This window comes from Salmonella enterica subsp. arizonae (assembly GCF_008692845.1).
Classification (GTDB): Bacteria; Pseudomonadota; Gammaproteobacteria; order Enterobacterales; family Enterobacteriaceae; genus Salmonella; species Salmonella arizonae.
In genome coordinates, this window is the sequence record NZ_VXJW01000001.1 from 539,325 (window position 1) to 562,723 (window position 23,399).

At 49.4% G+C, this 23,399-nt stretch carries 21 protein-coding genes and 4 pseudogenes; 7 read left to right on the forward strand and 18 right to left on the reverse strand.

Translation table 11 applies throughout. The features are described from left to right. Positions 1 to 5: 5 nt before the first annotated feature. The 15 genes from F4V61_RS02805 to pspA form a co-directional block, all read right to left on the reverse strand. Positions 6 to 911 (reverse strand): OmpG family monomeric porin, encoded by a 906-nt coding sequence (locus F4V61_RS02805; RefSeq protein ID WP_079781772.1) that lies wholly within the window; start codon positions 909 to 911, stop codon positions 6 to 8. A gap of 77 nt (positions 912 to 988) precedes the next feature. Next, positions 989 to 2,071 (reverse strand): ABC transporter ATP-binding protein, encoded by a 1,083-nt coding sequence (locus tag F4V61_RS02810; protein ID WP_079781771.1) that lies wholly within the window; start codon positions 2,069 to 2,071, stop codon positions 989 to 991. A 10-nt stretch (positions 2,072 to 2,081) separates the two neighbouring features. Further along, entirely contained in the window at positions 2,082 to 2,750 is a 669-nt protein-coding gene (gene pgmB, locus F4V61_RS02815; protein ID WP_058345238.1) for a beta-phosphoglucomutase, read from the reverse strand. After that, positions 2,747 to 5,023: a glycoside hydrolase family 65 protein gene (locus F4V61_RS02820; RefSeq protein WP_080161141.1), complete on the reverse strand. Its 2,277-nt coding sequence runs from the start codon at positions 5,021 to 5,023 to the stop codon at positions 2,747 to 2,749. Before F4V61_RS02820 ends, pgmB begins: the two co-directional genes overlap by 4 nt. Further along, a complete protein-coding gene (locus tag F4V61_RS02825; protein WP_024131873.1) occupies positions 5,020 to 6,075 on the reverse strand; it encodes a Gfo/Idh/MocA family protein in 1,056 nt (351 codons plus the stop codon). Before F4V61_RS02825 ends, F4V61_RS02820 begins: the two co-directional genes overlap by 4 nt. A 10-nt stretch (positions 6,076 to 6,085) precedes the next feature. Then, entirely contained in the window at positions 6,086 to 6,874 is a 789-nt protein-coding gene (locus F4V61_RS02830; protein WP_000690221.1) for a sugar phosphate isomerase/epimerase family protein, read from the reverse strand. A gap of 18 nt (positions 6,875 to 6,892) precedes the next feature. After that, on the reverse strand, positions 6,893 to 7,945 hold the full coding sequence (locus tag F4V61_RS02835) for a zinc-dependent alcohol dehydrogenase (protein ID WP_038395928.1): 1,053 nt from the start codon (positions 7,943 to 7,945) through the stop codon (positions 6,893 to 6,895). Positions 7,946 to 7,973: 28 nt separating this feature from the next. Further along, positions 7,974 to 8,816, reverse strand: a complete 843-nt coding sequence (locus F4V61_RS02840; RefSeq protein WP_038395927.1) for a carbohydrate ABC transporter permease — start codon at positions 8,814 to 8,816, stop codon at positions 7,974 to 7,976. Next, on the reverse strand, positions 8,803 to 9,684 hold the full coding sequence (locus tag F4V61_RS02845; protein WP_001078750.1) for a carbohydrate ABC transporter permease: 882 nt from the start codon (positions 9,682 to 9,684) through the stop codon (positions 8,803 to 8,805). Before F4V61_RS02845 ends, F4V61_RS02840 begins: the two co-directional genes overlap by 14 nt. A 20-nt stretch (positions 9,685 to 9,704) precedes the next feature. Beyond that, positions 9,705 to 10,997, reverse strand: coding sequence for an ABC transporter substrate-binding protein (locus tag F4V61_RS02850; protein ID WP_000920903.1), 1,293 nt, complete (start codon positions 10,995 to 10,997; stop codon positions 9,705 to 9,707). A 13-nt stretch (positions 10,998 to 11,010) separates the two neighbouring features. After that, complete coding sequence (locus F4V61_RS02855; RefSeq protein WP_038397770.1) at positions 11,011 to 12,693, reverse strand: sugar phosphorylase; 1,683 nt, start codon at positions 12,691 to 12,693, stop codon at positions 11,011 to 11,013. A 188-nt stretch (positions 12,694 to 12,881) separates the two neighbouring features. Then, positions 12,882 to 13,112: a phage shock protein PspD gene (pspD, locus tag F4V61_RS02860; protein ID WP_001097606.1), complete on the reverse strand. Its 231-nt coding sequence runs from the start codon at positions 13,110 to 13,112 to the stop codon at positions 12,882 to 12,884. Positions 13,113 to 13,133: 21 nt separating this feature from the next. Continuing rightward, positions 13,134 to 13,493, reverse strand: coding sequence for an envelope stress response membrane protein PspC (pspC, locus tag F4V61_RS02865; RefSeq protein WP_080161142.1), 360 nt, complete (start codon positions 13,491 to 13,493; stop codon positions 13,134 to 13,136). Then, positions 13,493 to 13,717: an envelope stress response membrane protein PspB gene (pspB, locus tag F4V61_RS02870; RefSeq protein ID WP_001274953.1), complete on the reverse strand. Its 225-nt coding sequence runs from the start codon at positions 13,715 to 13,717 to the stop codon at positions 13,493 to 13,495. Before pspB ends, pspC begins: the two co-directional genes overlap by 1 nt. Positions 13,718 to 13,778: 61 nt before the next feature. After that, entirely contained in the window at positions 13,779 to 14,447 is a 669-nt protein-coding gene (gene pspA, locus F4V61_RS02875) for a phage shock protein PspA (RefSeq protein WP_000510999.1), read from the reverse strand. A 170-nt stretch (positions 14,448 to 14,617) separates the two neighbouring features. On the opposite strand from pspA, the gene pspF reads away from it, so the two are divergent. From pspF to sapB, 3 genes are all read left to right on the forward strand, one after another. Beyond that, on the forward strand, positions 14,618 to 15,598 hold the full coding sequence (gene pspF / locus F4V61_RS02880; RefSeq protein WP_080161163.1) for a phage shock protein operon transcriptional activator: 981 nt from the start codon (positions 14,618 to 14,620) through the stop codon (positions 15,596 to 15,598). A gap of 111 nt (positions 15,599 to 15,709) precedes the next feature. Beyond that, positions 15,710 to 17,359, forward strand: coding sequence for a peptide ABC transporter substrate-binding protein SapA (gene sapA / locus F4V61_RS02885; RefSeq protein WP_058345231.1), 1,650 nt, complete (start codon positions 15,710 to 15,712; stop codon positions 17,357 to 17,359). Next, positions 17,356 to 18,321, forward strand: coding sequence for a peptide ABC transporter permease SapB (sapB, locus tag F4V61_RS02890; RefSeq protein ID WP_058345230.1), 966 nt, complete (start codon positions 17,356 to 17,358; stop codon positions 18,319 to 18,321). Before sapA ends, sapB begins: the two co-directional genes overlap by 4 nt. A 158-nt stretch (positions 18,322 to 18,479) precedes the next feature. Here sapB and F4V61_RS02895 read toward each other — a convergent pair. After that, positions 18,480 to 18,857 (reverse strand): annotated as a pseudogene (locus tag F4V61_RS02895) (recombinase family protein); the annotation flags it as partial. Between the two features lie 441 nt (positions 18,858 to 19,298). Here F4V61_RS02895 and F4V61_RS02900 point away from each other — a divergent pair. Then, positions 19,299 to 19,991 carry a hypothetical protein gene (locus F4V61_RS02900; RefSeq protein WP_000912163.1) on the forward strand — a complete coding sequence of 231 codons (693 nt, stop codon included), beginning with the start codon at positions 19,299 to 19,301 and terminating at the stop codon, positions 19,989 to 19,991. A gap of 214 nt (positions 19,992 to 20,205) precedes the next feature. Here F4V61_RS02900 and F4V61_RS02905 read toward each other — a convergent pair whose 3' ends face one another. Next, complete coding sequence (locus F4V61_RS02905) at positions 20,206 to 20,757, reverse strand: tail fiber assembly protein (RefSeq protein WP_080161143.1); 552 nt, start codon at positions 20,755 to 20,757, stop codon at positions 20,206 to 20,208. Beyond that, a pseudogene (locus F4V61_RS02910) lies at positions 20,757 to 21,317 on the reverse strand (tail fiber protein); the annotation flags it as partial. The gene F4V61_RS02905 and the pseudogene F4V61_RS02910, both read right to left, overlap by 1 nt. A gap of 71 nt (positions 21,318 to 21,388) precedes the next feature. Between F4V61_RS02910 and F4V61_RS02915 the strand changes: the two are divergent. The 3 genes and pseudogenes from F4V61_RS02915 to F4V61_RS02925 form a co-directional block, all read left to right on the forward strand. Then, a pseudogene (locus tag F4V61_RS02915) lies at positions 21,389 to 21,643 on the forward strand (transposase); the annotation flags it as partial. 230 nt (positions 21,644 to 21,873) lie between these two features. After that, positions 21,874 to 22,197, forward strand: coding sequence for an IS110 family transposase (locus tag F4V61_RS22740; RefSeq protein ID WP_432761906.1), 324 nt, complete (start codon positions 21,874 to 21,876; stop codon positions 22,195 to 22,197). A 307-nt stretch (positions 22,198 to 22,504) separates the two neighbouring features. Further along, a pseudogene (locus F4V61_RS02925) lies at positions 22,505 to 23,393 on the forward strand (IS3 family transposase); the annotation flags it as partial. Positions 23,394 to 23,399 lie beyond the last annotated feature (6 nt).

Below are 23,399 nucleotides of genomic sequence, written 5' to 3' on the forward strand. Positions count from 1 at the left end.
TTTTGTCAGAAAGCGTAGTTGACGCCTATCCCCGCGTAATGAAAACGATCGCTTTCACCTTCATCGTGATCTTCCCATTCATAGGCATATTCCAGCGTCATTGACAGGCCGTTCTGGAAATCATACGCATACAATAACCCTAATCGGTTGAAATCATGGCCTTCACGCTCAGGATCGTCCTGCCAGTCCCAGTTGGTCCAGCGATCCAGTCCCAGGCGGGTATACGGCGTCAGCGTAGTATTTCCGAGCGAGATGGGTAAATAGGCGCGAATTTCCTGCGTCGAAAACTCGCCATTGTTACGATGCTCCGCGAGGTTAAAGCCACGTTCCAGATAATAGTTAACTGTAAAACCAACCGTTTCATTAAAGGTATAGTTCAGACCGGTTTCAGTCTCTATGCGGCTGTCAGAATAGCCCGTAATACTTAGATCATTGACGAACTGATACATCGCCAGCCAACCGCTGAAGCGTAAATCGTCGGTAAGTTTAGCATCCCAGTCAGGCTGTATTTTCCAGCGCTGCATATTGGCGGTGTCTTTCCCCTCTTCATTCACGTAGTGGTAGCCATAATTACGGAAACCGCCGGTCAGTCCGAAGTTAAAATCGGCGCTTTCAAGGAACTGGTAACGCACTTCCAGTTCCGGACGATCAAACCAAGTGCCGCGGTTTCCAGCGCTATAATCAACCGGACCTTCCTGATAATAGGCCAACGCAATACTCCAGGGGCCATTAGATGCGTTGAAATAGATGGACGGCTCACCCAGGCCATCCATATCCTCGCTTTGGCTTTCGACGTTTTCTATTTCATACATAGCGCCGACATTAAAATGCCAGTCATTGTTTTCGGCGGCCTGCGCGCAGGCCATTCCTGCGCACATGATCAGCGCAGTAGAGGACAGTAAGGTTTTCATTTTTATTCCTTGTTAAAACTCTAATAGAAAACGCACCTAACCTATACCGGAGAAATGCCTTCCTCCGGATTCTTTAGTTATTGAATTGCCAGTTCTGTTTCAGCATCAAAGAAATGGCATTTCGCCATATCAAAATTAATAGTGATATTTTCTCCTGCATAATAGTCATTCATTGCTCCGGCACGAACGACCAGTTCATGCCCCCCTACGGTGGTATAAAGCATAAATTCAGCGCCGGTTAGTTCCGCGACACTTATTTTTGCCGAAACACTATTTTCGTTATGTCCCTGGGGATGTATATCTTCCGGGCGAATCCCCATCGTGACAGCTTTATGCTCATAACCCTGCGTTTTTAATAAATCCAGAGTTTCCTGCGGAATCGTTAATTTAAGGGTTTCAGTAACGAACTGATTACCGTCGATAGCGCCGCGAATGAAATTCATGGCTGGCGAGCCAATAAATCCGGCGACAAACATATTTGCCGGATGGTTATAAACTTCTTTCGGCGCGCCGACCTGTTGAACAATACCGTCTTTCATGATCACAATACGTGTCGCCATGGTCATCGCTTCGGTCTGATCGTGCGTAACGTAAATCATGGTGGTCTTGAGTTTCTGATGCAGTTTGCTGATTTCCGCCCGCATCTGCACACGAAGCTTGGCGTCCAGGTTGGATAACGGCTCGTCCATCAAAAACACGCCAGCCTCACGGACGATCGCCCGTCCCAACGCCACGCGCTGGCGCTGACCGCCGGATAAGGCGCCCGGCTTACGTTTTAGATAGTCGCGCAGACCCAGGATCTGTGCCGCCCAGTTGACGCGCTCATCAATGATCTCCGGGTTAATCTTCTGCATTTTCAGACCAAACGCCATGTTGGCATAAACCGACATGTGCGGATAAAGCGCATAATTCTGGAAAACCATCGCGATATTACGCGATTTAGCCGGAACATCGTTCATCCGCTTACCGTCAATTAATAAGTTGCCATCGCTGATCTCCTCCAGCCCGGCGATCATACGCAGCGTGGTCGACTTACCGCAGCCGGAAGGACCAACAAAAACAATAAATTCTTTGTCTTCAATTTCCAGATTAAAGTCTTTAACGACATGTACCTGGTTATCATATATTTTTTGAATATGTTGCAACGAAAGCTGTGCCATATTGATTCCTTTACTTGTCGTTTTGCCAGAAAGCCGATAAGCGCGGCCATGTCAGAAATTCTGTCGAAGGCAAATGTAAATCCGCGTCGCGAAGCGCACCGCCGATGCCCACTGAGCGCATACCACACGCATTGATAGCGTCAATGCCTGCCTGCGCATCTTCCACCCCAATGCATTCACATGGATTGACTCCCAATCCTTCACAGGCAGCCAGAAAAATTTCCGGATCTGGTTTCGAACGGCTTATTCGCGCCGCATCTACGCAGAAATCAAAATAATCGCGGATATCCAGCGTCTGCAAAATCGCGGGGGCATTGAGCGACACCGAGGCAAGCGCGACCGGAATCTGTAATTCGCGTAATGTTACGAGCAATGGTCTAATACCTGGTAACACGGACTGCGGGGTCAGTTGTTTCAGCGATTCAACATACAGACTGTTTTTACGAGCCGCGAGTTGCGCGCGAGCCTCCTCCCCAAACGCCCCCTCCTTTCCGCCGTGTTGCAAAATATGTCGTAATGATTCGCCACGACTGATCCCTTTCAGGGTATCGTTGAAAGCTTCATCAATCACAATGCCGATGTCGTCGGCAATTTGCCGCCAGGCGAGAAAATGCAGATGCGCAGTGTCGGTAATCACACCGTCCAGATCGAAAATGATGGCTTGCGGGTGTTGTTTCATTCAGCTTCCCTCTTTGTGGTATCGGTCCCATTCATGGCTGTAATATAATCATGTCGCCTGAGAACACATTCCCCCTGTACGCTGATTTTTTTACCGTAAACCCACAGGTGAACCTGTGTTGTGCTGGTAATACGAATTTCAGCGGTCTCGATCGTGAAATGCATTTCGCTATCGTGCCAGCGCAGCGGAAACGCCAGCGTTTGCCAATTCTCAGGCAAGGCAGGCTCCAGATGTAACTCGCCATGACGAACGCTAACGCCAGCAAATCCCTGAATCGCTCCCAGCCAGATCGCGCCGGTCGCGGCGGCGTGTATTCCGTCATCACAGCTGTGCGGATTGTCACCGAGATCAATCTGCGAACCGTCGCGCCAGAATTGATAACCCTGTTCCGTCTCACCGCAGCGCGCGGCCACAATTCCATGAATCGATTTACTCAGCGAAGAGTCGTGAATCGTTCGCGGCTCATAAAAACGCAGATTAGCCAGACACTCCTGCGCGCTGAACTGATCCGGCAACATATAGGTCAGCATCACCACGTCAGCCTGCTTGATAATTTGCATCTCGTTAACTTCCGCGCGGGAATAATCCAGCAAAATGGCCTGTGTACCGGCCTTGGCCTTGTATTTCGCCAGATCAATAACAGGTTTGCTCAGGAAGGAGTCATCCTGCGGTAGTACGCCATCTTGCTTAACTTCAGGTCGCCACAAATGTTCCAGAAAGTATTCGGCGCGACGGATAAAGACTTCGTCGCTACCGTTGAGAAAGCGAGCAAACCAGAGCGCCTGTTCCACGTTGTAGTACGCCATATAACTGGTAAAAGCATTGTTGTTGACATGCTCGGTATATTCATCCGGGCCAATAACGTCATGAATCTCCAGACGGTTATTCACTGCCACTGCGCGACTGATCCAAAACTTCGCGGTTTCCAGTAGCAGCGCCATCCCTTCATGGGCAATGAAACTCATATCCCCGGTGGCGTGCCAGTAATTGACCACCGCCCAGGCGATATCGGCAACCAAATGATGTTCCGCCAACGCAGAGGCCACTTTTTGCCGTAACCCGGTACGGATATTGATTGCCGCGAATTCCGGCGTTTCTTCCTCGCCGCTACGCGCGCTTTCCCACGGAAACAACGCGCCTTGCCAGCCGTTACGTCGCGCTTTCTCGCGCGCGCGCGGTAAATTATGCCAGCGATAACGCAACAAACTTCTGGCGATTTTCGGCTCGGTGAACAGGTGGAATGGCAACAGAAAAACTTCGGTATCCCAGAACACGTGGCCTTTGTAGCCTTCTCCCGTCAGCCCTTTTGCCGCAATGCTGCTACGTTCATCATGGGTTGGCGTCATGGCGCGCAACTGGTAAAGAGCGAAATCCAGCGCCTGCTGATCTGTCGCGTCTGTACTGATCACCTGAACGCGGCTACGCTGCCACCAGGCGCGCCAGTTTTCCGCAGATTCGGCCAGCAAGGCCTCATACCCCTGTTGTACGCAAGCTTCAAGCTTTCTCAGCAACTGGCGCCCCCAGGTTTCCCTGGAAACCTGACGCTCGCTTGTCCATTCGATCCAAGTGATTTTTTGCAGCGTAACGCGCTGGCCGGCTTTCGCCTGGACGCTGGTATGTTGTAGCAGGCGACGCTCTTTAGCGGTAAAGCAACGCTGCGCTTCACCATCGATATTACAGAAAGAAGAAATAGCAATATCGTTGTGGTCGTCCTGGGTGGTGTATATCCCTTGCAGGATCTGTTGACCGAATACCCTGACCTGCGTTTCATCAAGATGCTGGCGGCCATGATTGGTGATGGTGGCGTCGATACCGGTCGAGATCAAAATAGCAGCATCGGTATCCAGCGGCGTAATCGCCACTTCCTGTGCGAACAGGGGCAGTTTCTCCGCAGAAACGAAGCGTCGGCTTTCTATCGCAAAACGCGCACCGCCTGGCGCTTGCCATACCAGCGCGCGCCGTAATTCCCCGGTGGCGAAATCAAGCTCGCGATGCCAGCTTTCAATTGCGCCGCTCAGTAGAGAAAAACTCTCACCGTTCAGAACGATTTCCACGCCGACAACGTCGGGAAGATTGACCAACTCGTTGAGCTCGCCTTTTCCCGCCCGATGATAAAGTCCTGCAAGGTAAATACCGCGCGTTTGCCTCGTATAGGCTTCTTCATGACTGGCGCGAATTCCCATATACCCGTTGCCGGTAGTCATTAGCGACGCGTATTTATCCAAGTTTTGTGGACAAAAAGTCGATTCGGTTAGCATTACTGGCTTAGTCATAGTTCCACACACATCCCTGTTTCAGCTGACTCATAAAGCGCTGCTACCAGTTGTTGAATAATAATTCCCTGTTCTGCGTCAGCGATTGTGACAGGGTCACCTTTAACGTGGTTCACAAACGCTTCCATGCTGCGAAAATGACGGTTGTCGTCGGCTTTCTCGCGCTGCAACAGCATAACCAGCTCACCGTCGCGATCGGTATACACCTGCGCTGGAAACAACGTTGCCCCCGCTTTGTCTCCGCAAAAATTCACATTCATGATCGACTGTTCAGGAATGTTCAACGCAAACGAGGTTTCCAGACGCAGGATGCCACCGTTATGAAACTCAATGGTGCCAAACAGCGCATCTTCGACGGTGTAAGTTGTCGGATCCCATTCCCCAAATTGTCCGTTGTGCTTGCGCGTGCCAATTTTCTGAAAACTGTGCGCGTTAACGCGTTTCACTGCAGGGAAACCAAGCACGTACATCGCGGCATCAAGCATATGAATGCCGATATCAATCAGCGGCCCACCGCCCTGGAGTTCCTTATTGGTGAAAACGCCCCAGCCAGGCACGCCGCAACGGCGTAATGCCCGGGCGGTGGTGACATAGATTTCCCCTAACACGCCCGACATAACCTGCTCACGAAGCAGTTGCGTATCCAGCGCGAAACGGTGATGGAAATCATAGGCCATTACTTTGCCCATCCGGTGGGCGGTGTTACACATCTCCAGAGCCTGATCGGGCGTCATCGCCGGCGGCTTTTCACACATCACATGACAACCCGCCTTTAACGCCATCATGGCGTGTTCATAATGAAAACGATTTGGTGAACAAACGCTGACGATATCCGGTTGAACATCGTGCAACATTTTTTCCGGGTCGCTCCAGACTAAGGCGCTACCGTATTTATCTGCCAGCGCTTGCGCCTGAGACAGGCGGCTGTCACAGACAGCCACCAGTTCCAGATCGTCGCGGGTGCAGTAGTACGAAGCATGAACTTTATCCGCTACCTGGCCGGCGCCAATGATGGCGACCTGCAACGGAGAGCTTGTCATTGCACTTTTCACGGAGATCCTCTTAGCAGGTACGCAGCCACGCCAGCGACTGACGGTAGGCTTCAGCCAGATTTTCCGCCCGCACCCGGCCTTCATACACCACATACCCTTGGTAATTATCTTTCCGCAGTTGATCAAACAGCGCGGCGAAATTTAGCGTACCGGTTCCCGGCTGATAGCGATGATTATCGGCGATATGGATATGACCCAGCAGATCGCGGTTATCGTGCAGCGCCTGCGCCATATCGTCTTCTTCGATATTCATGTGATAGAAATCACCGATAATCTGCACATGTTTCAGGTCGTTTTCGACGATATAGCGGCGCGCGTCGGCCAGGGTGTTGATCATATGATCCTGATAACGGTTGAGCGGTTCCAGGTACACGATAGTGCCGGTGCGTTCAGCGACTCTATCGAGGTAACGCAGCGAGTCACTGACCATTTTGCGATCGCCTTCCAGGCTCCGCGGCGAGATCATTGGCGGCAGACGGAAGGTAAACATGCCCCATGCGGCAGGCACAATGATTCCCTGGCCTCCGACTTCCGCCAGCGCTTCCAGAATGCGTTCAATCTGCTTCAAGCCATTCAAACGGCGCTCTTCAATAAAATCGCCAATCCAGCCATCGTAACCGCCGCAGGCCGTTGTCACCGGCAGGCCGGTTTCTTTAATGGCCGCTTTAACTTCGGCGAGATTATTGACCAACAACTTGCCGTCTATCTCAAAACCATCAAATCCCATCTCTTTGATATAAAGAAATTTCTCCAGGATATTTTCCGGAAAGAAAGCCTGATTTTGTGTGCCAATTTTCATCTTCTACATTCCCTTGAATTAAAACGTGACGCCCATCTTGATGCTCTTTTCCGGATGTCTGTCGACATACTCCATATAACTTTCCGGGCTGGAGGCAAAGGTCACGACCGGGTCAATAATCTCTTCGCAGTCGAGATAACCGTTCATCAGCAGTTCCCAGCAGGTCTCTTCAATACGTTTACGACTCCAGCGCGGATAGTCCGGATTAGGCTCGCTACAGGCGCGAGCGAAAACAATTTTGGCGTTGTTAAAATGCGCTTCGCGTCCCAGGTTGAACCCCGCCGTAAACGGTTTAGCGAAAGCCACGTAAGAAATCGTCCCGCCGTACGCCAGACCGCGCAGCGCAGATTGCAGCGCATCCGCATATCCGCTGGTTTCAATGATCACGTCGGCGCCCTGCTTACCGGTCAGTTTCTTGATCTCCATTCCGACATCGGTTCCACCAGGATTGAAGCAGAAATCAGCGCCATGACGGCGAGCGATATCACAGCGATGCTCAATAGGATCAACACCAATCACCACAGATGCGCCGGCTTTTTTCGCCAGTTGCACCGCGATTTGTCCAATAGCGCCGAGGCCGACGATGACGACAAAATCACCGACGCGCACATTGGCGTCACGTACCCCGCTCATAGCGAACTGCGCCGGGTCATAGCAGACCGCATTTTTCCATGAACCACCTTCCGGCATTTTGCGCAGCTTGTAGTTATTCACCGCGTTAATAATGACCGTCTCGGACAACGGACCATAACCGCATACCCGATCGCCCACGGCGTATTCGGTTACATCACTCCCACATTCAATAATGTCGCCTACCACCATGTTGCCAAGCTGAAACTTACCGAATTCGATGCCGCGCGGCGCGCCTTCCGGTCTCGGCATAAACATCTGCCACTCAGAATTAAAGTCCTCATCAATAAACGGACTGGCGGCGCGGAAATCGACCACCTCGGTCCCATGCTTCGGCGCCCCGTACAGCACGCGAATCTTCACTTCATTCTCTAAAATCGCACGATCTTCATACTCTACCAGCGCAGCAACGCGCGGTTGTGTGGCGATTAACTTTTTCATCTGTAACTCCTTGATTAAAATGGCCGCCTTAGCCCTTCACGCCGCCAGCGGTCAAACCACTCTTAATAAAACGTTCGGAAAGCGCGTACATCACCACCACAGGTAATGCTGTTACCAACGACGCTGCCATCATGCGCCCCCAGATATAGTCAGGCGTACTGAACAGCGTGTTCAGGCCCACCGGCAACGTGAAGTTGCTGGCGCTGGAGAGGAAAATCGACGCAAAAAGATAGTCGTTCCAGGCCACCATAAAGCAGTAGACAAAGACCGATACCAGCCCTGACATCGCCAGCGGAACGGTGATGCGAAAGATGATTTGCAGACGATTCAGTCCATCCATCATCGCCGCTTCTTCGATCTCATCCGGGATAGTGTCGAAGTAGCTTTTCAGCATGAACACCGCCGTGGGTAAGGTCTGGGTGACCATGGTGATAATGAGCGCCATTTCGGTATCGTAGATGCCAAGCGCAGTGATAATTTTGAACAGCGGCACCACCAGTAAAATGCCGGAAAACATGTACACGGTATAAAAGCTGGCGTTGATGGTCGTCCGTCCTTTAAAGCGTAAGCGGGAGAGCGCATACGCTCCGAGCATACCTAAAAACACCGCGACAACCGATGACATGACCGAGACCACCATGCTATTGCGGAAATAGTCGACGAACGGAAAAATCAGCGGATTAAAAATGTCGACATAGTGTTCCAGCGTCCAGTGCTGCGGGAAAAGCGTCGGATGTAATGAAATGGCTTCTTTTGCGCTCTTAAACGACGTCATCAGCATCACAAAAAAAGGAAAAAGCGTGATGATAAGGAAAACGATCAGTCCGCAATAAAAACCGATCCGCCCAGCTTTACGTTTATTTGTTGCCATTGAGATTCACCCGTTTTCTGGTCAGCAAGATGACGGCAAAAATGATGATAAAGAGCACGACGGAGATCGCAGCCGCTTTACCTAAGTCATTAAATGCAAATGCTGTTTTGTAGAGATACACGCCGAGAATATCGACTTTCGTGGTCAGCAGATAAACATCAGCGAACATATAAAACATCCAGATGGTACGCAGGGTTATAACGGTCGCTAATACCGGCATAATGGCGGGCAGCGTAACGATGCAAAAGCGTTGCCAGGCATTCGCGCCATCCATTTCCGCAGCTTCATAGAGCGATTTATCAATCGTCTGCAAAATCGCCAGAAATGAAATAAAGGCATACGGGAAATAACGCCAGATCGCGAACAGCACCACTAATACGAAGCTGCTACCTGGATTGTCAAACCACAGCGGCGCGCGATCGTAGAGGCGCAGCAGATCTACGCCAAGATAGTTCACAATGCCGTAGCCGTTGTTGAACATGTATTTCCAGGCAAAAACTAACGAGATTGACGGCGTTACGTAAGAAAGAATCACCAATGAGCGCGCCGTTTTACGCAGACGAAACTCTCGGTTGAAAAACATCGCTACGCCCAGCCCCAGCGCCGTACTGCCTGCCACCACCAGCGCGGTGTACCAGACTGTCATCCATAATGAATGCCAGAAGCCAGGATCGGAAAGGATGCTGATATAGTTGCTTAACCCAACAAAAGTAGACGCAATCTGTGGGTTTAGCGGCAAACGCAAGAAACTGATTTCGATATTCGATATCATCGGCCATGCGACTAACCCGCCCAGCAGCAACAAACTGGGCGCCAGTAGTAACATCGCGAATGGCATATCGGAGCGACCGGAAAAAAACCTATTCATAACAGCTTTCCACGTCCGTGTTAGCGTTGTTCAACAAGGGCATCCAGTTTTTGCTGGCTTTCCTTGATCGTCGAAGACAGACTGGCCTTACCCACCGTCACGTTATGCACCATTGAGCTCACCACGCCCGAACCGGTGACATCGCCCATACGGGTAAAGTTCTTATCCCCAACTGCGCCGAATACCTGGATATTAGGCAGCTCGGCAATCAACTGGTAAGGGAGGTCGCCCAGCGCTTTGATCACCGCGTTTTCCTTCCAGGTTGCCGTATTTACTACGGCTTTATTCACTGGTAATGCCGCCCCTGGCGACATCATCACCCAATCGGCGATGTTGTCCGCCTGTTCCATAAAGGCGACAAATTTTTCTGCCGCCTCCGTCTCTTCTTTTTTCTGCCCCGTGGTGATCGTCAGCGATGTCAACATGCCGTACACCGCAGACGTTTTTTCAGTGGGAACAACAAAGCCCACGTTCTGCGGATCGCCCTCTTTAATGACCGCCGGGAGAATATACGTGGAGTACATCGCCATCGGCGCCGTACCGTTCATGAAGGCATCTTTAACTTCCATAATGTCGTTCGAGCCCGGCATGGTGTTGTCCGCCAGTGAACGGTAATACTCCAGCGCCCGGTGCATTTCCGGCGTATCGAGAGTAATCTGTCCTTCAGCGTTAAAAACATTGGCCTGATTGGATAAGGCGAACTGCGAGAACGACTGTTCAGTCAATACGCTTTCCGCCGTTGGCAACGCGATACCGTATTTCTTATTCGCGGGATCATTTAATTTCTGCGCAACGGTTAATAACTGCTGCCAGTTTTTCGGCTCTTCCAGCCCGGCTTTCGCCAGTACATCTTTGCGATACCAGATGCCGCCAATCCAGGCGCTAACCGGAACGCCTGTCCATGCGGTGCCATCTTCTGTACGCACAATACGCAGCACACCGTCATAAAAGGTATTTTCGCCCAAGTGCTGAATAACATTTGCAACGGCGTTACGATCAATCAGTTGCTCTTTATCCATCACTTTGGCGTAATCGTGACTGGTCTCAATAACCTCCGGCAGCGAGCCGCTTCGCGCCAGCGTGATGACTTTTGTGTTATAAGCATCTTCTTCTACAGGGACTTGTTTTACAGTAATGTCAGGATTTTCCTTTTCGAAACGGGCAATAAGTTGACTAATAACGGCCTGACGCTCTTGCTCCACCGAAGAGTGCATAAACTCAATGGAAGTATTCGATTTTTTCTGGTCATTGCATCCTGAAATCAGGGCGCAGGAAACCAGTGCTGATAACAGCACAATTTTAGTTTTGAGCATAAAATGTTCCTTGTTATTTTTTAATCCACAGAACCTGCCAGGGGTGTAGCGTTAATACCTCGCCGGTGAGATTCGTTTCGCTAATTAAATCAGTACCCTGAAACTTTTTACTATTAATGGTATTTATGTTATCGCTGACATTAAACAAAGCGACAATGGACTCTCCCGTTTTTGCCACTCTCTCTATTTGCATAACACAAGGTGATATATTTTTAATGGAAAATTGGCTTTCTGGATGAAAAGCTTTATTATTTCGCCGAATCGCGATAAGTCTGGATAAGGCATGATAGACGCGATATCTTAACGTTGTCTCATCCATTAATTCCGCTTCAATTTCTGTGCGCCGGTATTTCTTTCTATTAATCGCCCGGTTATACCCCAGTTGTGTCACGCCGTCATAATCGTTACGGGAACCCAGAATACTTTGTATATATATCGCCGGCACGCCTGGAAAAGAGAGTAAAATGGCGTGAGCCAGAATAAATCTGGCGAGGCGTTGATCGTCAGTACTATATCGATCGCTAAGCGCATCCATATACGTCACGTTTATTTCATAAGGGCTTCGGCTACCGTCCGGGTTATTTTTCCAGTTAACCAGCGCGCCTTCTTGTTGTAAGTCCTCTACCAGCTTCAGTATCTCGTCTTCCGGCAAAAGACCGCGTAATGGATTAAGCCCAATACCGTCATGAGACGCAAGGAAATTGAACCAGGTCGTATTTTCTGAGGGAAGCGTCAAAGATTGCGCCCATGAACACAGCGCGCGTACATCCTGGCCGTGAACGGCATGAAGCACCAGCGGCGGCAGTGAAAACTGATAGACCATATGCGCTTCATCTTCGCCGTTCCCCAGATATGCAATGTTGTCTTTATGCGGAACATTGGTCTCAGTAATAATGACCGTACCTGGCGCGACGTCATCCGTAATAGCGCGAAAGAGCTTAATCAGCAGATGTGTCTGTGGTAAATGAATACAGGTGGTACCCGGTATTTTCCACATAAACCCTACCGCGTCCAGACGGATATAATCAGCCCCTTTCTCTAAATAAGTCAGCAGTACATCGACCATCGCCAGCAAAACATCCGGACAACGATAGTTGAGATCAATCTGGTCATCGCTGAAGGTTGTCCATAGATGATGAACAGACTTGTCCTTCAGGGTAAATGGCGTGAGCAACGGTAAGGCGCGTGGTCGGGTGACTGCGCTAAGATCGGTTGATGGGTCTACGGCAATAAAGAAATTTTCAAAGCCAGGCGCTTGTTGCAAATAATGGTTGAACCACTCACTCTTTGCCGACATATGATTGCAAACAAAGTCAAACATAAGTTGACTGCTCTGGCTGAGATCACTGATATCTTCCCAATCGCCCGTTTCAGGTGCGACCTGATAATAATCTACGACTGAAAAACCGTCATCCGAAGACCACGGACAAAAAGGTAATAGATGGAGATGAGAAAAAATAGCCGCCAGCCATTGTCGATGAAATTTATTAAATGTTGGTAACGGCTTTGATGTATCACTGTGAAACTGGTCAGCGTAAGTAATGAGCACCACATCCCTTTCGTCCCAGTGCGTTTTACGCTTTTTTGAAATTAATAATCGTGCTTTTTCAATGCGTGAGTTCAGCGCCTCGTAATGTCGTGGCGTAAATGTCTTTCCATAGATTTCTGACAGGTATTTCTCGATTTTTTGATTCACTTTCATTTCTCATGGTAGCGGTCCCACGAAACAAAAGACTACTCCGCGAAAAATAAGCTGTCAATCTGGATGATGCGGCGGAAAGCCGCTAAAAAAGACTTTTGGCAGCCCAAAAATCATATTTGTGAGCTGCCGCAAGTTAAAGAGTGATTTGTGATCTAACTGTTACATCTATATTATTTTGGTAATCAGGTACGATTTCCCCTGTAGCGTTTCGCAATTTTAGCGGCTGCGCGATTCAATAATGGCTCCAGTGCAAACGCCAACAACATTTTAAGCGGGCGGCGGGCGACGGATTTTACCGCCCATCCTGCCACACCGGCAGGCCCGTAGCGTAGCGCGGTCAATAGAACCAGCTTACCTGCTATTTTGAAGCCGGGCTTTACCTTCTGCCCGGCGCGTTGCCAGCGAGTATTCATCTTCACCTTCCCGATTATCACTTACAGTTGACGGAAACGGCTACGCAATGTGAACGTATCTGACGTTACGTACCGTTCCATGTCTCGCAAACGCTTTTCGCCTGCGGCAAGTTCCCGGTCCACGGCATCCAGCAGTTCGCCGCTGTTCGGCTGCGATTCGCTTGTGGCCAGATTATCCGGCATAGGGTCCAATATAAAAGAAAGGACGATATAGGCCACTACGGTAAAAAACGCCAGACCAAAGAAAATCGACAGCACCACCAGAATACGCACCAACTTTACCGGTACATCAAGGTAGTCGGCGATCCCAGCGCAAACGCCACGCAACATGCCCTTTTGCGGCATACGCCATAGTTTTTTATTCAGATTGATTCCACCCATTAGCGCTCTCTCCAGTTCGGATGCTCTGCATCAAGAATGTCTTCCAGCGCCTGAATGCGCTCGCGCATACGTTGCGCGTCGTCTGTGAGTTGCAGTAAGCGTTGCTGCTCGCTTTGCGACAGTTCTCCCCGACCGGCTCGGTTGCTGTAATGCAGCCACAGCCAAATCGGTAACACAAACAACACAAAAATGGTTAACGGGATGGCCAGAAATAGCGCGCTCATGCGTTCTCCTTACACCTAAAGCTGATGAGCGGCGACGCGAAACGGCGCCGCCATTGTCTCGTTATTGGTTATCTTGCTTCATTTTGGCTTTCAACTGCGCTAACTGTTCGCTAATTTCATCATCGGCTTTCAGGTTGGCAAACTGTTGGTCCAGCGATTGCTGCTTACCAAAATGATGACTTTCCGCTTCCGCTTCCATTTGATCGATACGGCGTTCAAAGGATTCAAACCGCGCCATCGCTTCATCCAGTTTGCCGCTGTCAAGCTGGCGACGGACATCGCGTGAAGAGCTTGCCGCCTGATGACGCAGCATCAGCGCCTGCTGGCGGGCGCGCGTTTCGCTCAGTTTATTTTCCAGTTCGCCAATCTCTTTCTTCATGCGCGCCAGCGTGTCATCCACCAGCGTGACTTCCTGTTCAAGCGTAGCAATTAAATCGGTCAGCTTTTGTTTTTCAATCAATGCGGCGCGCGCCAGATCGTCTTTATCTTTACGCAGAGCCAGTTCCGCTTTTTCCTGCCACTCAGTCTGCTGAGCTGTAGCCTGTTCAATACGACGGGATAACTGTTTCTTTTCCGCCAGCGCACGCGCGGAGTTCGAGCGAACCTCAACTAGCGTATCTTCCATCTCCTGAATCATCAGGCGCACCAGCTTCTGCGGATCTTCCGCTTTTTCCAGCAACGCGTTGATATTGGCGTTCACAATGTCGGCAAAACGAGAAAAAATACCCATAATTCAATCCTCACATAATGTTCTGTTAACGGGCGATGCCCTGCTGCATGGTTAATACAATTTGCGTGCCAACTTTTTATCTTATTGATAGTAAATAAATTTTATTGTTTTACCTCATCAGTAAAAAAGGATAAAGTGGTGAGAAACACTAATAAGTGGTGATTTTCATCATGGCTGAATTCAAAGATAATCTGCTCGGCGAAGCAAATCGTTTTATTGAGGTACTTGAACAAGTCTCCCGGCTTGCGCCGCTGGATAAGCCTGTTCTGATTATTGGCGAACGCGGTACGGGTAAAGAACTTATTGCCAACCGCCTGCACTATCTCTCTTCACGCTGGCAGGGACCGCTTATCTCGCTTAACTGCGCGGCGCTTAACGAAAACCTGCTGGACTCCGAACTGTTTGGCCATGAAGCGGGCGCCTTTACCGGGGCGCAAAAACGTCATCCCGGCCGCTTTGAGCGCGCCGATGGCGGAACGCTGTTTCTGGACGAATTAGCGACAGCGCCGATGCTGGTACAGGAAAAGCTGCTACGGGTGATTGAATATGGCGAACTGGAGCGCGTCGGCGGTAGCCAGCCGTTACAGGTTAATGTGCGATTAGTGTGCGCCACCAATGCCGATTTACCCGCCATGGTGAAGGACGGGACATTTCGTGCCGATCTGCTCGACAGACTGGCTTTTGATGTTGTACAACTGCCGCCGCTGCGCGAACGCCAAAGCGATATTATGCTGATGGCCGAGCATTTTGCTATTCAGATGTGTCGTGAGCTAAGCCTCCCCTTATTTCCTGGCTTTACCGATCGGGCAAAAGAAACGTTGTTGCATTATGCCTGGCCGGGTAATGTTCGCGAGCTCAAAAATGTGGTTGAACGTTCAGTGTATCGCCATGGCAGCAGTGAACATCCTTTGGATGACATTGTTATCGATCCTTTTCAACGTCATCCCGATGAGCCGCCAGTGCCCACGCCCCCTGCGCCATCCGCAACACCAGCCCTTCCGCTCAAGTTACGTGAGTTTCAACTGCAACAGGAAAAAGCGCTGCTGCAACGTAGCTTACAGCAGGCGAAATTTAACCAGAAACGAGCCGCCGATTTGCTGGGACTCACCTACCACCAGTTCCGCGCCTTGCTTAAAAAGCATCAGTTTTAGCTATTTCTCCCGCTAATTGACGACATTTACGCCAGTTATCCACCGACATTTTTACGTGACGGGCAGAAGTACGATACACTTAACAAATTGAACTTCAAAAACTTAACTATTATGCGCCTGGTTTTATCGTCTCTGATCGTGATAGCGGGTCTACTGAGTAGTCAAGCTACAGTTGCAACTGCGCCTGTACAAACTGCGAGTGCAGATATTCGCGATAGCGGCTTTGTATATTGTGTCAGCGGGCAGGTCAACACCTTTAATCCGCAAAAAGCGAGCAGTGGCCTGATCGTCGATACCCTTGCCGCCCAGTTATATGACCGCCTGTTGGATGTCGATCCTTATACTTATCGTTTAGTGCCAGAGCTGGCAGAAAGCTGGGAGGTGCTGGATAACGGGGCAACGTACCGCTTTCACCTGCGCCGCGATGTCTCTTTTCAAAAAACCGCCTGGTTTACGCCGACCCGAAAACTCAATGCAGATGATGTCGTCTTTACCTTTCAGCGGATTTTCGATCGTCAGCATCCGTGGCATAACATCAACGGCAGTAATTTCCCCTACTTTGACAGCCTACAGTTCGCTGACAATGTAAAAAGCGTGCGCAAGCTAGACAATAACACCGTTGAATTTCGTCTGACGCAGCCTGACGCCTCTTTTTTATGGCATCTGGCCACACACTACGCCTCCGTCATGTCCGCAGAGTACGCCGCGCAGCTTAGCCGAAAAGATCGCCAGGAACTGCTCGACAGGCAGCCGGTCGGCACCGGGCCTTTCCAGCTTTCGGAGTACCGTGCCGGGCAGTTTATTCGTCTACAGCGCCACGATGGGTTTTGGCGCGGCAAACCGCTGATGCCGCAAGTGGTGGTGGATTTAGGCTCCGGTGGTACGGGGCGTTTATCGAAATTACTGACCGGCGAATGTGATGTTCTGGCCTGGCCTGCCGCTAGCCAACTGACCATTTTACGCGACGATCCGCGTTTGCGTCTGACGTTGCGCCCGGGGATGAATATCGCCTATCTGGCCTTTAACACTGATAAGCCGCCGTTGAATAATCCCGCAGTGCGCCATGCGCTGGCATTATCGATCAATAACCAGCGCCTGATGCAGTCGATTTATTACGGCACGGCAGAAACCGCAGCCTCCATTCTACCGCGTGCCTCGTGGGCTTACGATAACGATGCCAAAATTACGGAGTACAATCCGGAAAAATCGCGCGAACAACTAAAAACGCTGGGCATCGAGAATCTTACGCTGCATCTCTGGGTGCCGACCAGCTCTCAGGCCTGGAACCCAAGTCCGCTAAAAACGGCGGAGCTTATTCAGGCGGATATGGCGCAGGTTGGCGTAAAAGTGGTCATCGTGCCGGTTGAAGGTCGTTTTCAGGAGGCGCGCCTGATGGATATGAATCACGATCTGACCTTATCCGGCTGGGCGACGGACAGCAACGATCCGGATAGCTTTTTCAGACCGCTGTTAAGCTGTGCGGCCATCAATTCGCAAACCAATTTCGCCCACTGGTGTAACCCTGAATTTGACAGCGTCCTGCGTAAGGCGCTGTCGTCGCAGCAGTTGGCTTCGCGCATAGAAGCGTATGACGAAGCGCAGAATATCCTGGCGAAAGAACTGCCGATACTGCCGCTGGCGTCATCATTACGCTTACAGGCTTACCGCTACGATATTAAAGGGCTGGTATTGAGCCCGTTCGGCAATGCGTCTTTTGCCGGCGTCTCCCGAGAAAAACACGAAGAGGTGAAAAAACCATGATTATCTTCACCTTACGTCGGTTATTGCTCTTGCTGGTGACGCTATTCTTCCTGACCTTTATCGGCTTTAGCCTGAGCTATTTTACGCCGCACGCGCCGCTCGAGGGCGCATCATTATGGAATGCCTGGGTTTTCTGGTTCAATGGCCTGCTGCACTGGGATTTTGGCGTATCCAGCATTAACGGCCAACTTATTTCGGAACAGCTCAAAGAGGTTTTTCCCGCCACGATGGAGCTGTGTATTCTCGCCTTTGGCTTTGCGCTAATGGTCGGTATCCCAGTCGGGATGCTGGCTGGCGTCACGCGTAGCAAATGGCCGGATCGTTCTATCAGCGCACTGGCGCTATTGGGCTTCTCAATTCCCGTTTTCTGGCTGGCGCTTCTGCTCACGCTGTTCTTTTCGCTCACGCTGGGGTGGCTACCGGTATCCGGGCGATTTGATCTGCTTTATGAAGTTAAACCGGCTACCGGTTTTGCCATTATTGATGCCTGGATTTCAGATTCGCCGTGGCGCGATGAAATGGTGATGAGCGCCATACGGCATATGGTGTTACCGGTGCTTACGCTTTCCGTCGCGCCCACGACAGAAGTAATCCGCCTGATGCGGATCAGTACTATTGAGGTCTACGATCAGAACTACGTTAAAGCGGCGGCAACACGCGGCTTGTCGCGCTTTACGATTTTACGCCGTCACGTGTTGCATAATGCGCTGCCGCCAGTCATTCCCCGTCTTGGCCTGCAGTTTTCAACCATGTTGACTCTGGCGATGATTACCGAAATGGTCTTTAGTTGGCCAGGGCTGGGGCGATGGTTAATTCACGCCATTCGTCAGCAGGACTATGCGGCTATTTCCGCCGGCGTGATGGTCATTGGATCGCTGGTTATTGTGGTCAATGTGATTTCCGATATTTTGGGTGCTATGGCTAACCCTCTGAAGCATAAGGAATGGTATGCCTTACGATAGCAGCTATAGAAATAATAAAAAATACCATTAAATCAATATGTTATGTGTTTATTTTTGTGGTAAATTTGTTTTTTAGTACACAAGCATATACACATTATTTTCTGCTTTCTCCGGCAGTCCATGTTTCGATGATGATTGCCGGAGATTTATCTTCTCTATCAGCGCCTACGGGTTTCACTTCGTGATACTGCAGGAAATTTTCTGTACAGCGTCGACAGTCCCACGTCATAAATGATCGCTACCTGCTGTCGCGGTACTCCTGCCCCAATCAGGCGCCCGGCCTGCGCCCATTGCTCCGGGGTGAGCTTTGGACGCCTGCCACCGATACGCCCCTGCGCCCTTGCAGCTTCCAGTCCAGCGCGGGTTCTTTCCACGATTAATTCTCTCTCCATTTCAGCGAGTGCGCCCATGACATGAAAGAAGAATCGCCCCATTGGCGTCGACGTGTCTATGCTGTCGGTCAGGCTGCGGAAATTAACGCCGCGTTCACGCAGTTCCTCTACCAGAACGACCAGATGACGCATACTGCGACCCAGGCAATTAATTCCAGGTTAACAATAGTTAAATTTGATTCCCATATGATTGATAAAACTATAAGACTAATGAATTTATAATTATTTTTGTATCATTCATTTTTACAATACCATATTTAATTTATAATTTTTTAACTCAAAATAACAGATAACTTATTAAAAATAGATTTATTTTAAGCCACGTCATTTGCATTTAGCTATCTCCCCTCGAAGCCAAATACAGATTAAGCAACATGAAATAATACTACAAAAACATATCATATAAAAAGTATAAATCATCACCATAAAATGTAATTTTAAGCCCAACAGATACCGCCTAACTCACTCACCTTTAATTAATTACACAAAAAAAACAATTCAAAATAAAAGAATTGCATTAACATCCACACAATAGTATATATTTACAACCAATAAATTATTAGAGTTAGTATTCAGCGGGATATTATGTTAAAACACCTTCAAAATAGTTTAAGCAGCATTAATAAAAGTAATACAGTAACTTCTCAGGACGATAAAAATCAGATTAATCATCATCGTAATTTCCAAAGCCAGATTGATACTACAAATAATATTCTCTACAATAACTGCTGGGTTTGTTCGTTAAATGTCATTAAATCCAGAGATGGCGATAATTATAGTGCATTAGAAGATATCATTTCTAACAATCAAGCGTTTAACAATGTATTAGAGGGTGTTGATATAATAGAATGTGAAAATTTATTAAAAGAGTTAAATGTACAAAAAATACCAGAATCTTCTTTTTTTACGAATATTAAAGAGGCTTTACAGGCAGAAGCTTTCAATAGCACTATAGAAAATGACTTTGAGAGTTTTATTTCTTACGAATTACAAAACCATGGACCATTGATGTTGATCAGGCCTTCACTTGGCTCGGAATGTCTACATGCAGAGTGCATTGTAGGCTATGACAGGGAAGAGAAAAAAGTATTAATTTATGATTCAATGAATACCTCACCGAAATGGCAATCAAATATTGATGTCTATGACAGACTGACATTAGCATTCAATGATAAATATAAAAATGAAGATTGCAGTATTTGTGGTCTCTACTATGACGGTGCTTATGAGCCAAAACCTTTACACTCCTCCTGGAAAGACTGGTGTACTATTTTATGATGGTTAACATTTTACCAACAATCATGAATCGTGTTCAGAGCAATCAGTATAGCCTGAACTAATAATTATCAGTATACTAGTCGTGTCCACATTCTATGTATTTGGTTCCAATTATTCATTCCCTTTTCTTACCAAAGTAATTATTCAGGCCATCTCGCGATGGCCTGAGCTGTCCAAAAAATGCAAATTATAGGTTACTGTTAGGCTGTTCCGGCTAGTCAGGGTTTGAGGTATCCACCCGTTTTACCAACACCCTGTACTTTTTCCATTCGTCGAGCTGCGCTTTTTCATCATCTGTTGCCATTCCAAGATCAACCGCATCCTGTAACGGAGCAATTTTCCCTGATGCCATTTGCAAAAGACGTTTTTTTGTCTCTTCCGCTTCACGAAGCTGCGCTGCTGTTTCAGCCGCTTCGTCTTTTACCCATTTATTGCCATCCCATTTTTCATACTGACCATCAGGGGAAATTGCCGTCACGTTTGCAGGCAACGGACCGGGTTCGGAGATGTAAACCTGATTTCCGGTTATTGTGTCGTAAAGCGTCTCGCCGCGATGGTCTTCTTTCAGACTCCACGTCTGGGTTTCAGAGTCAAATACAGCAATATGGCTGGCCGGAATTTCAGGGGGCGCAATATCCGTACAGTTTGCCGGTAATCCAGTGTGCGGCGGGATATATGCATCACCTGCACCAATAAATTCGTTTGTATCTGAACGCAGGTTATAAATCTTAATTGTCTGCGCTTTGCTGCTCATTTTAAAAGTCATTATGCCAGCCTCACTATGTAGTTAAATGCAATGTTTTTAACCGTGGTTTCCGCATTACCGTCTGCGTCCACAATAACGGCGTGTCCGTGTGGACCGATATATATGCTGTGCTCGTGTCCTCCGATATAAACTGTATGCGTATGGTCGCCAGTGGCCTGTGTCCACGCACCACCTCCAGGTTGAAATGAGGTGTGATTTGAATCTCCCCAATATGAGTTGATATAACCGCCAAACTCATGTATATGACCGCCCGTTGTATTGGTCGATTTCGTGCCGTAATCAAAGGATGAGGTAGTTTTTGTCCCTAAGTCGGTATCCTGCGCCCGCGCGCTGTGACTGTGTGATTTGTTGCCGTCCAGCTCCTGTGACAACACTGCGCGACCACTTGCGGGTTTACCTTTGATTGTCCAGCCCCGCATACCAGGAATAACGCCGGAGGGATACGCTATAGCCAGTAACGGGTAAACAGATTTATCGAAGGACTGCCCCTGCATAATGGCGTAACCTGCCGGAGTACCATCAGACGGCCATGCAATCGGTGCCCCTACCGGATGCGAATTGAAGTGGCACACTGAATTTGGCCACCTGAACAGAGGTGATATGCTCACCTCAGAACAACACAGGTGCCTTAATGAAAAAAAGAAATTTCAGCGCGGAATTCAAACGTGAATCCGCTCAACTGGTTGTTGACCAGAACTACACGGTGGCAGATGCCGCCAAAGCTATGGATGCCGGCCTTTCCACAATGACAAGATGGGTCAAACAACTGCGTGATGAGCGGCAGGGAAAAACGCCTGAAGCCTCTCCCATTACTCCGGAACAAATCGAAATTCGTGAGCTGAGGAAAAAGCTACAACGCATTGAAATGGAGAATGAAATATTAAAAAACTGTCCATGGGGGAAACCCCGTCCTGAGTCTCAGAAACTCCCCGGAAAAGTTGGCAGGCTAATTTAGCGAAGGAAGCAGCCGTCGGCCTTTTGGTGGTATGACCCCGTAAAAAAACATGGTTCAGGGACTGTGGCGGATCCGACAGTGGTGACTTTGTTCCCGTTCAGGAAGGTGATTTCTCCGTCGTCCCCTCCTTCGTTCATCGAAAAATGAGCAAGGAGATTTCCATGAAAAAATCCTCCCGAATGTCTGTTATCCATCCTCATGCTGCTGGCGTTGATATTGGCGCTGAATTCCACGTTGTCGCCGTTCCACCGGATGCTGACGCCGCGCCGGTCAGAACTTTTCAACGTTTCACTGGCGACCTTCATCGGATGTCCGGTTGGCTCAAAACCTGTCACATTACGACCATTGCCATGGAGTCCACAGGCGTTTACTGGTTGCCTGCTTTTGAGATCCCTGAAGCTGCGGGTTTCAATGTGATCCTTGTTAATGCCAGAGATGCAAAAAATGTTCCCGGTCGCAAGACTGATGTCAATGACGCACAGTGAATTGCTGCTGCACTAAGACTGGCAGCCACAACAATTGGCCGGAGTGATACCGCGCTGGGTGCTTTTTATCGTCGATTATCATCCCGTATCGGGAAAGCAAAAGCAGTCACTGCAACGGCAAGAAAACTGGCAATACTGTTCTACAATGCCCTTAAATATGGTCAGAAATATGTCGATCCTGGCGCGGATTATTATGAAGAGCGCTACCGTAATCGCGTACTCGACGGGCTTAAACGAAGGGCAAAATCACTGGGTTACTCTCTCCAGCAAGATCCTGAGTTATGCGTGTGAACCGGGAGTTTCTCAGGAAGGCTACCGCGCTCCTGATGTCAGACTCCCTGAACGGTTCCCGATAATCGGGAAACTCAGAGCGCAGTATCCTGAGGTCATCCTCTGCCACGTGTGCGGGGTTCATCGCAGCAGCTACAGATACCGGGAAAACCGCCCTGAAAAACCAGACGGCAGACGGGCTGTATTACGCAGTCAGGTACTTGAGCTACATGGCATCAGCCACGGTTCGGCCGGAGCAAGAAGCATTGCCACAATGGCAACCCGGAGAGGCTACCAGATGGGACGCTGGCTTGCCGGCAGGCTCATGAAAGAGCCGGGGCTGGTCAGTTGTCAGCAACCTGCTCACCGGTATAAACGTGGTGGCCATGAACACATTGCTATCCCGAATCACCCTGAGCGGCAGTTCGCAGTGACAGAGCCAAATCAGGTGTGGTGCGGCGACGTGACGTATATCTGGACAGGTAAACGCTGGGCATACCTCGCTGTTGTTCTCGACCTGTTCGCAAGAAAACCGGCGGGCCGGGCAATGTCGTTCTCGCCGGACAGCAGGCTCACCATGAAAGCGCTGGAAATGGCTTGACTCTTAGAAGGGCGTCCAGGGTAGCCACTATACAAGCAGGCAGTTCCGGCAGTTACTGTGGCGATACCAGATCAGACAGAGTATGAGCCGGCGCGGAAACTGCCGGGATAATAGCCCAATGGAACGCATCTTCAGGAGTCTGAAGAACGAATGGATGCCGGTGGTGGGTTACGTAAGCTTCAGCGAGGCAGCTCACGCCATAACGGACTATATCGTTGGATATTACAGCGCACTAAGACCGCACGAATATAACGGTGGGTTACCCCCAAACGAATCGGAAAATCGATACTGGAAAAACTCTAACGCGGTGGCCAGTTTTAGTTGACCACTA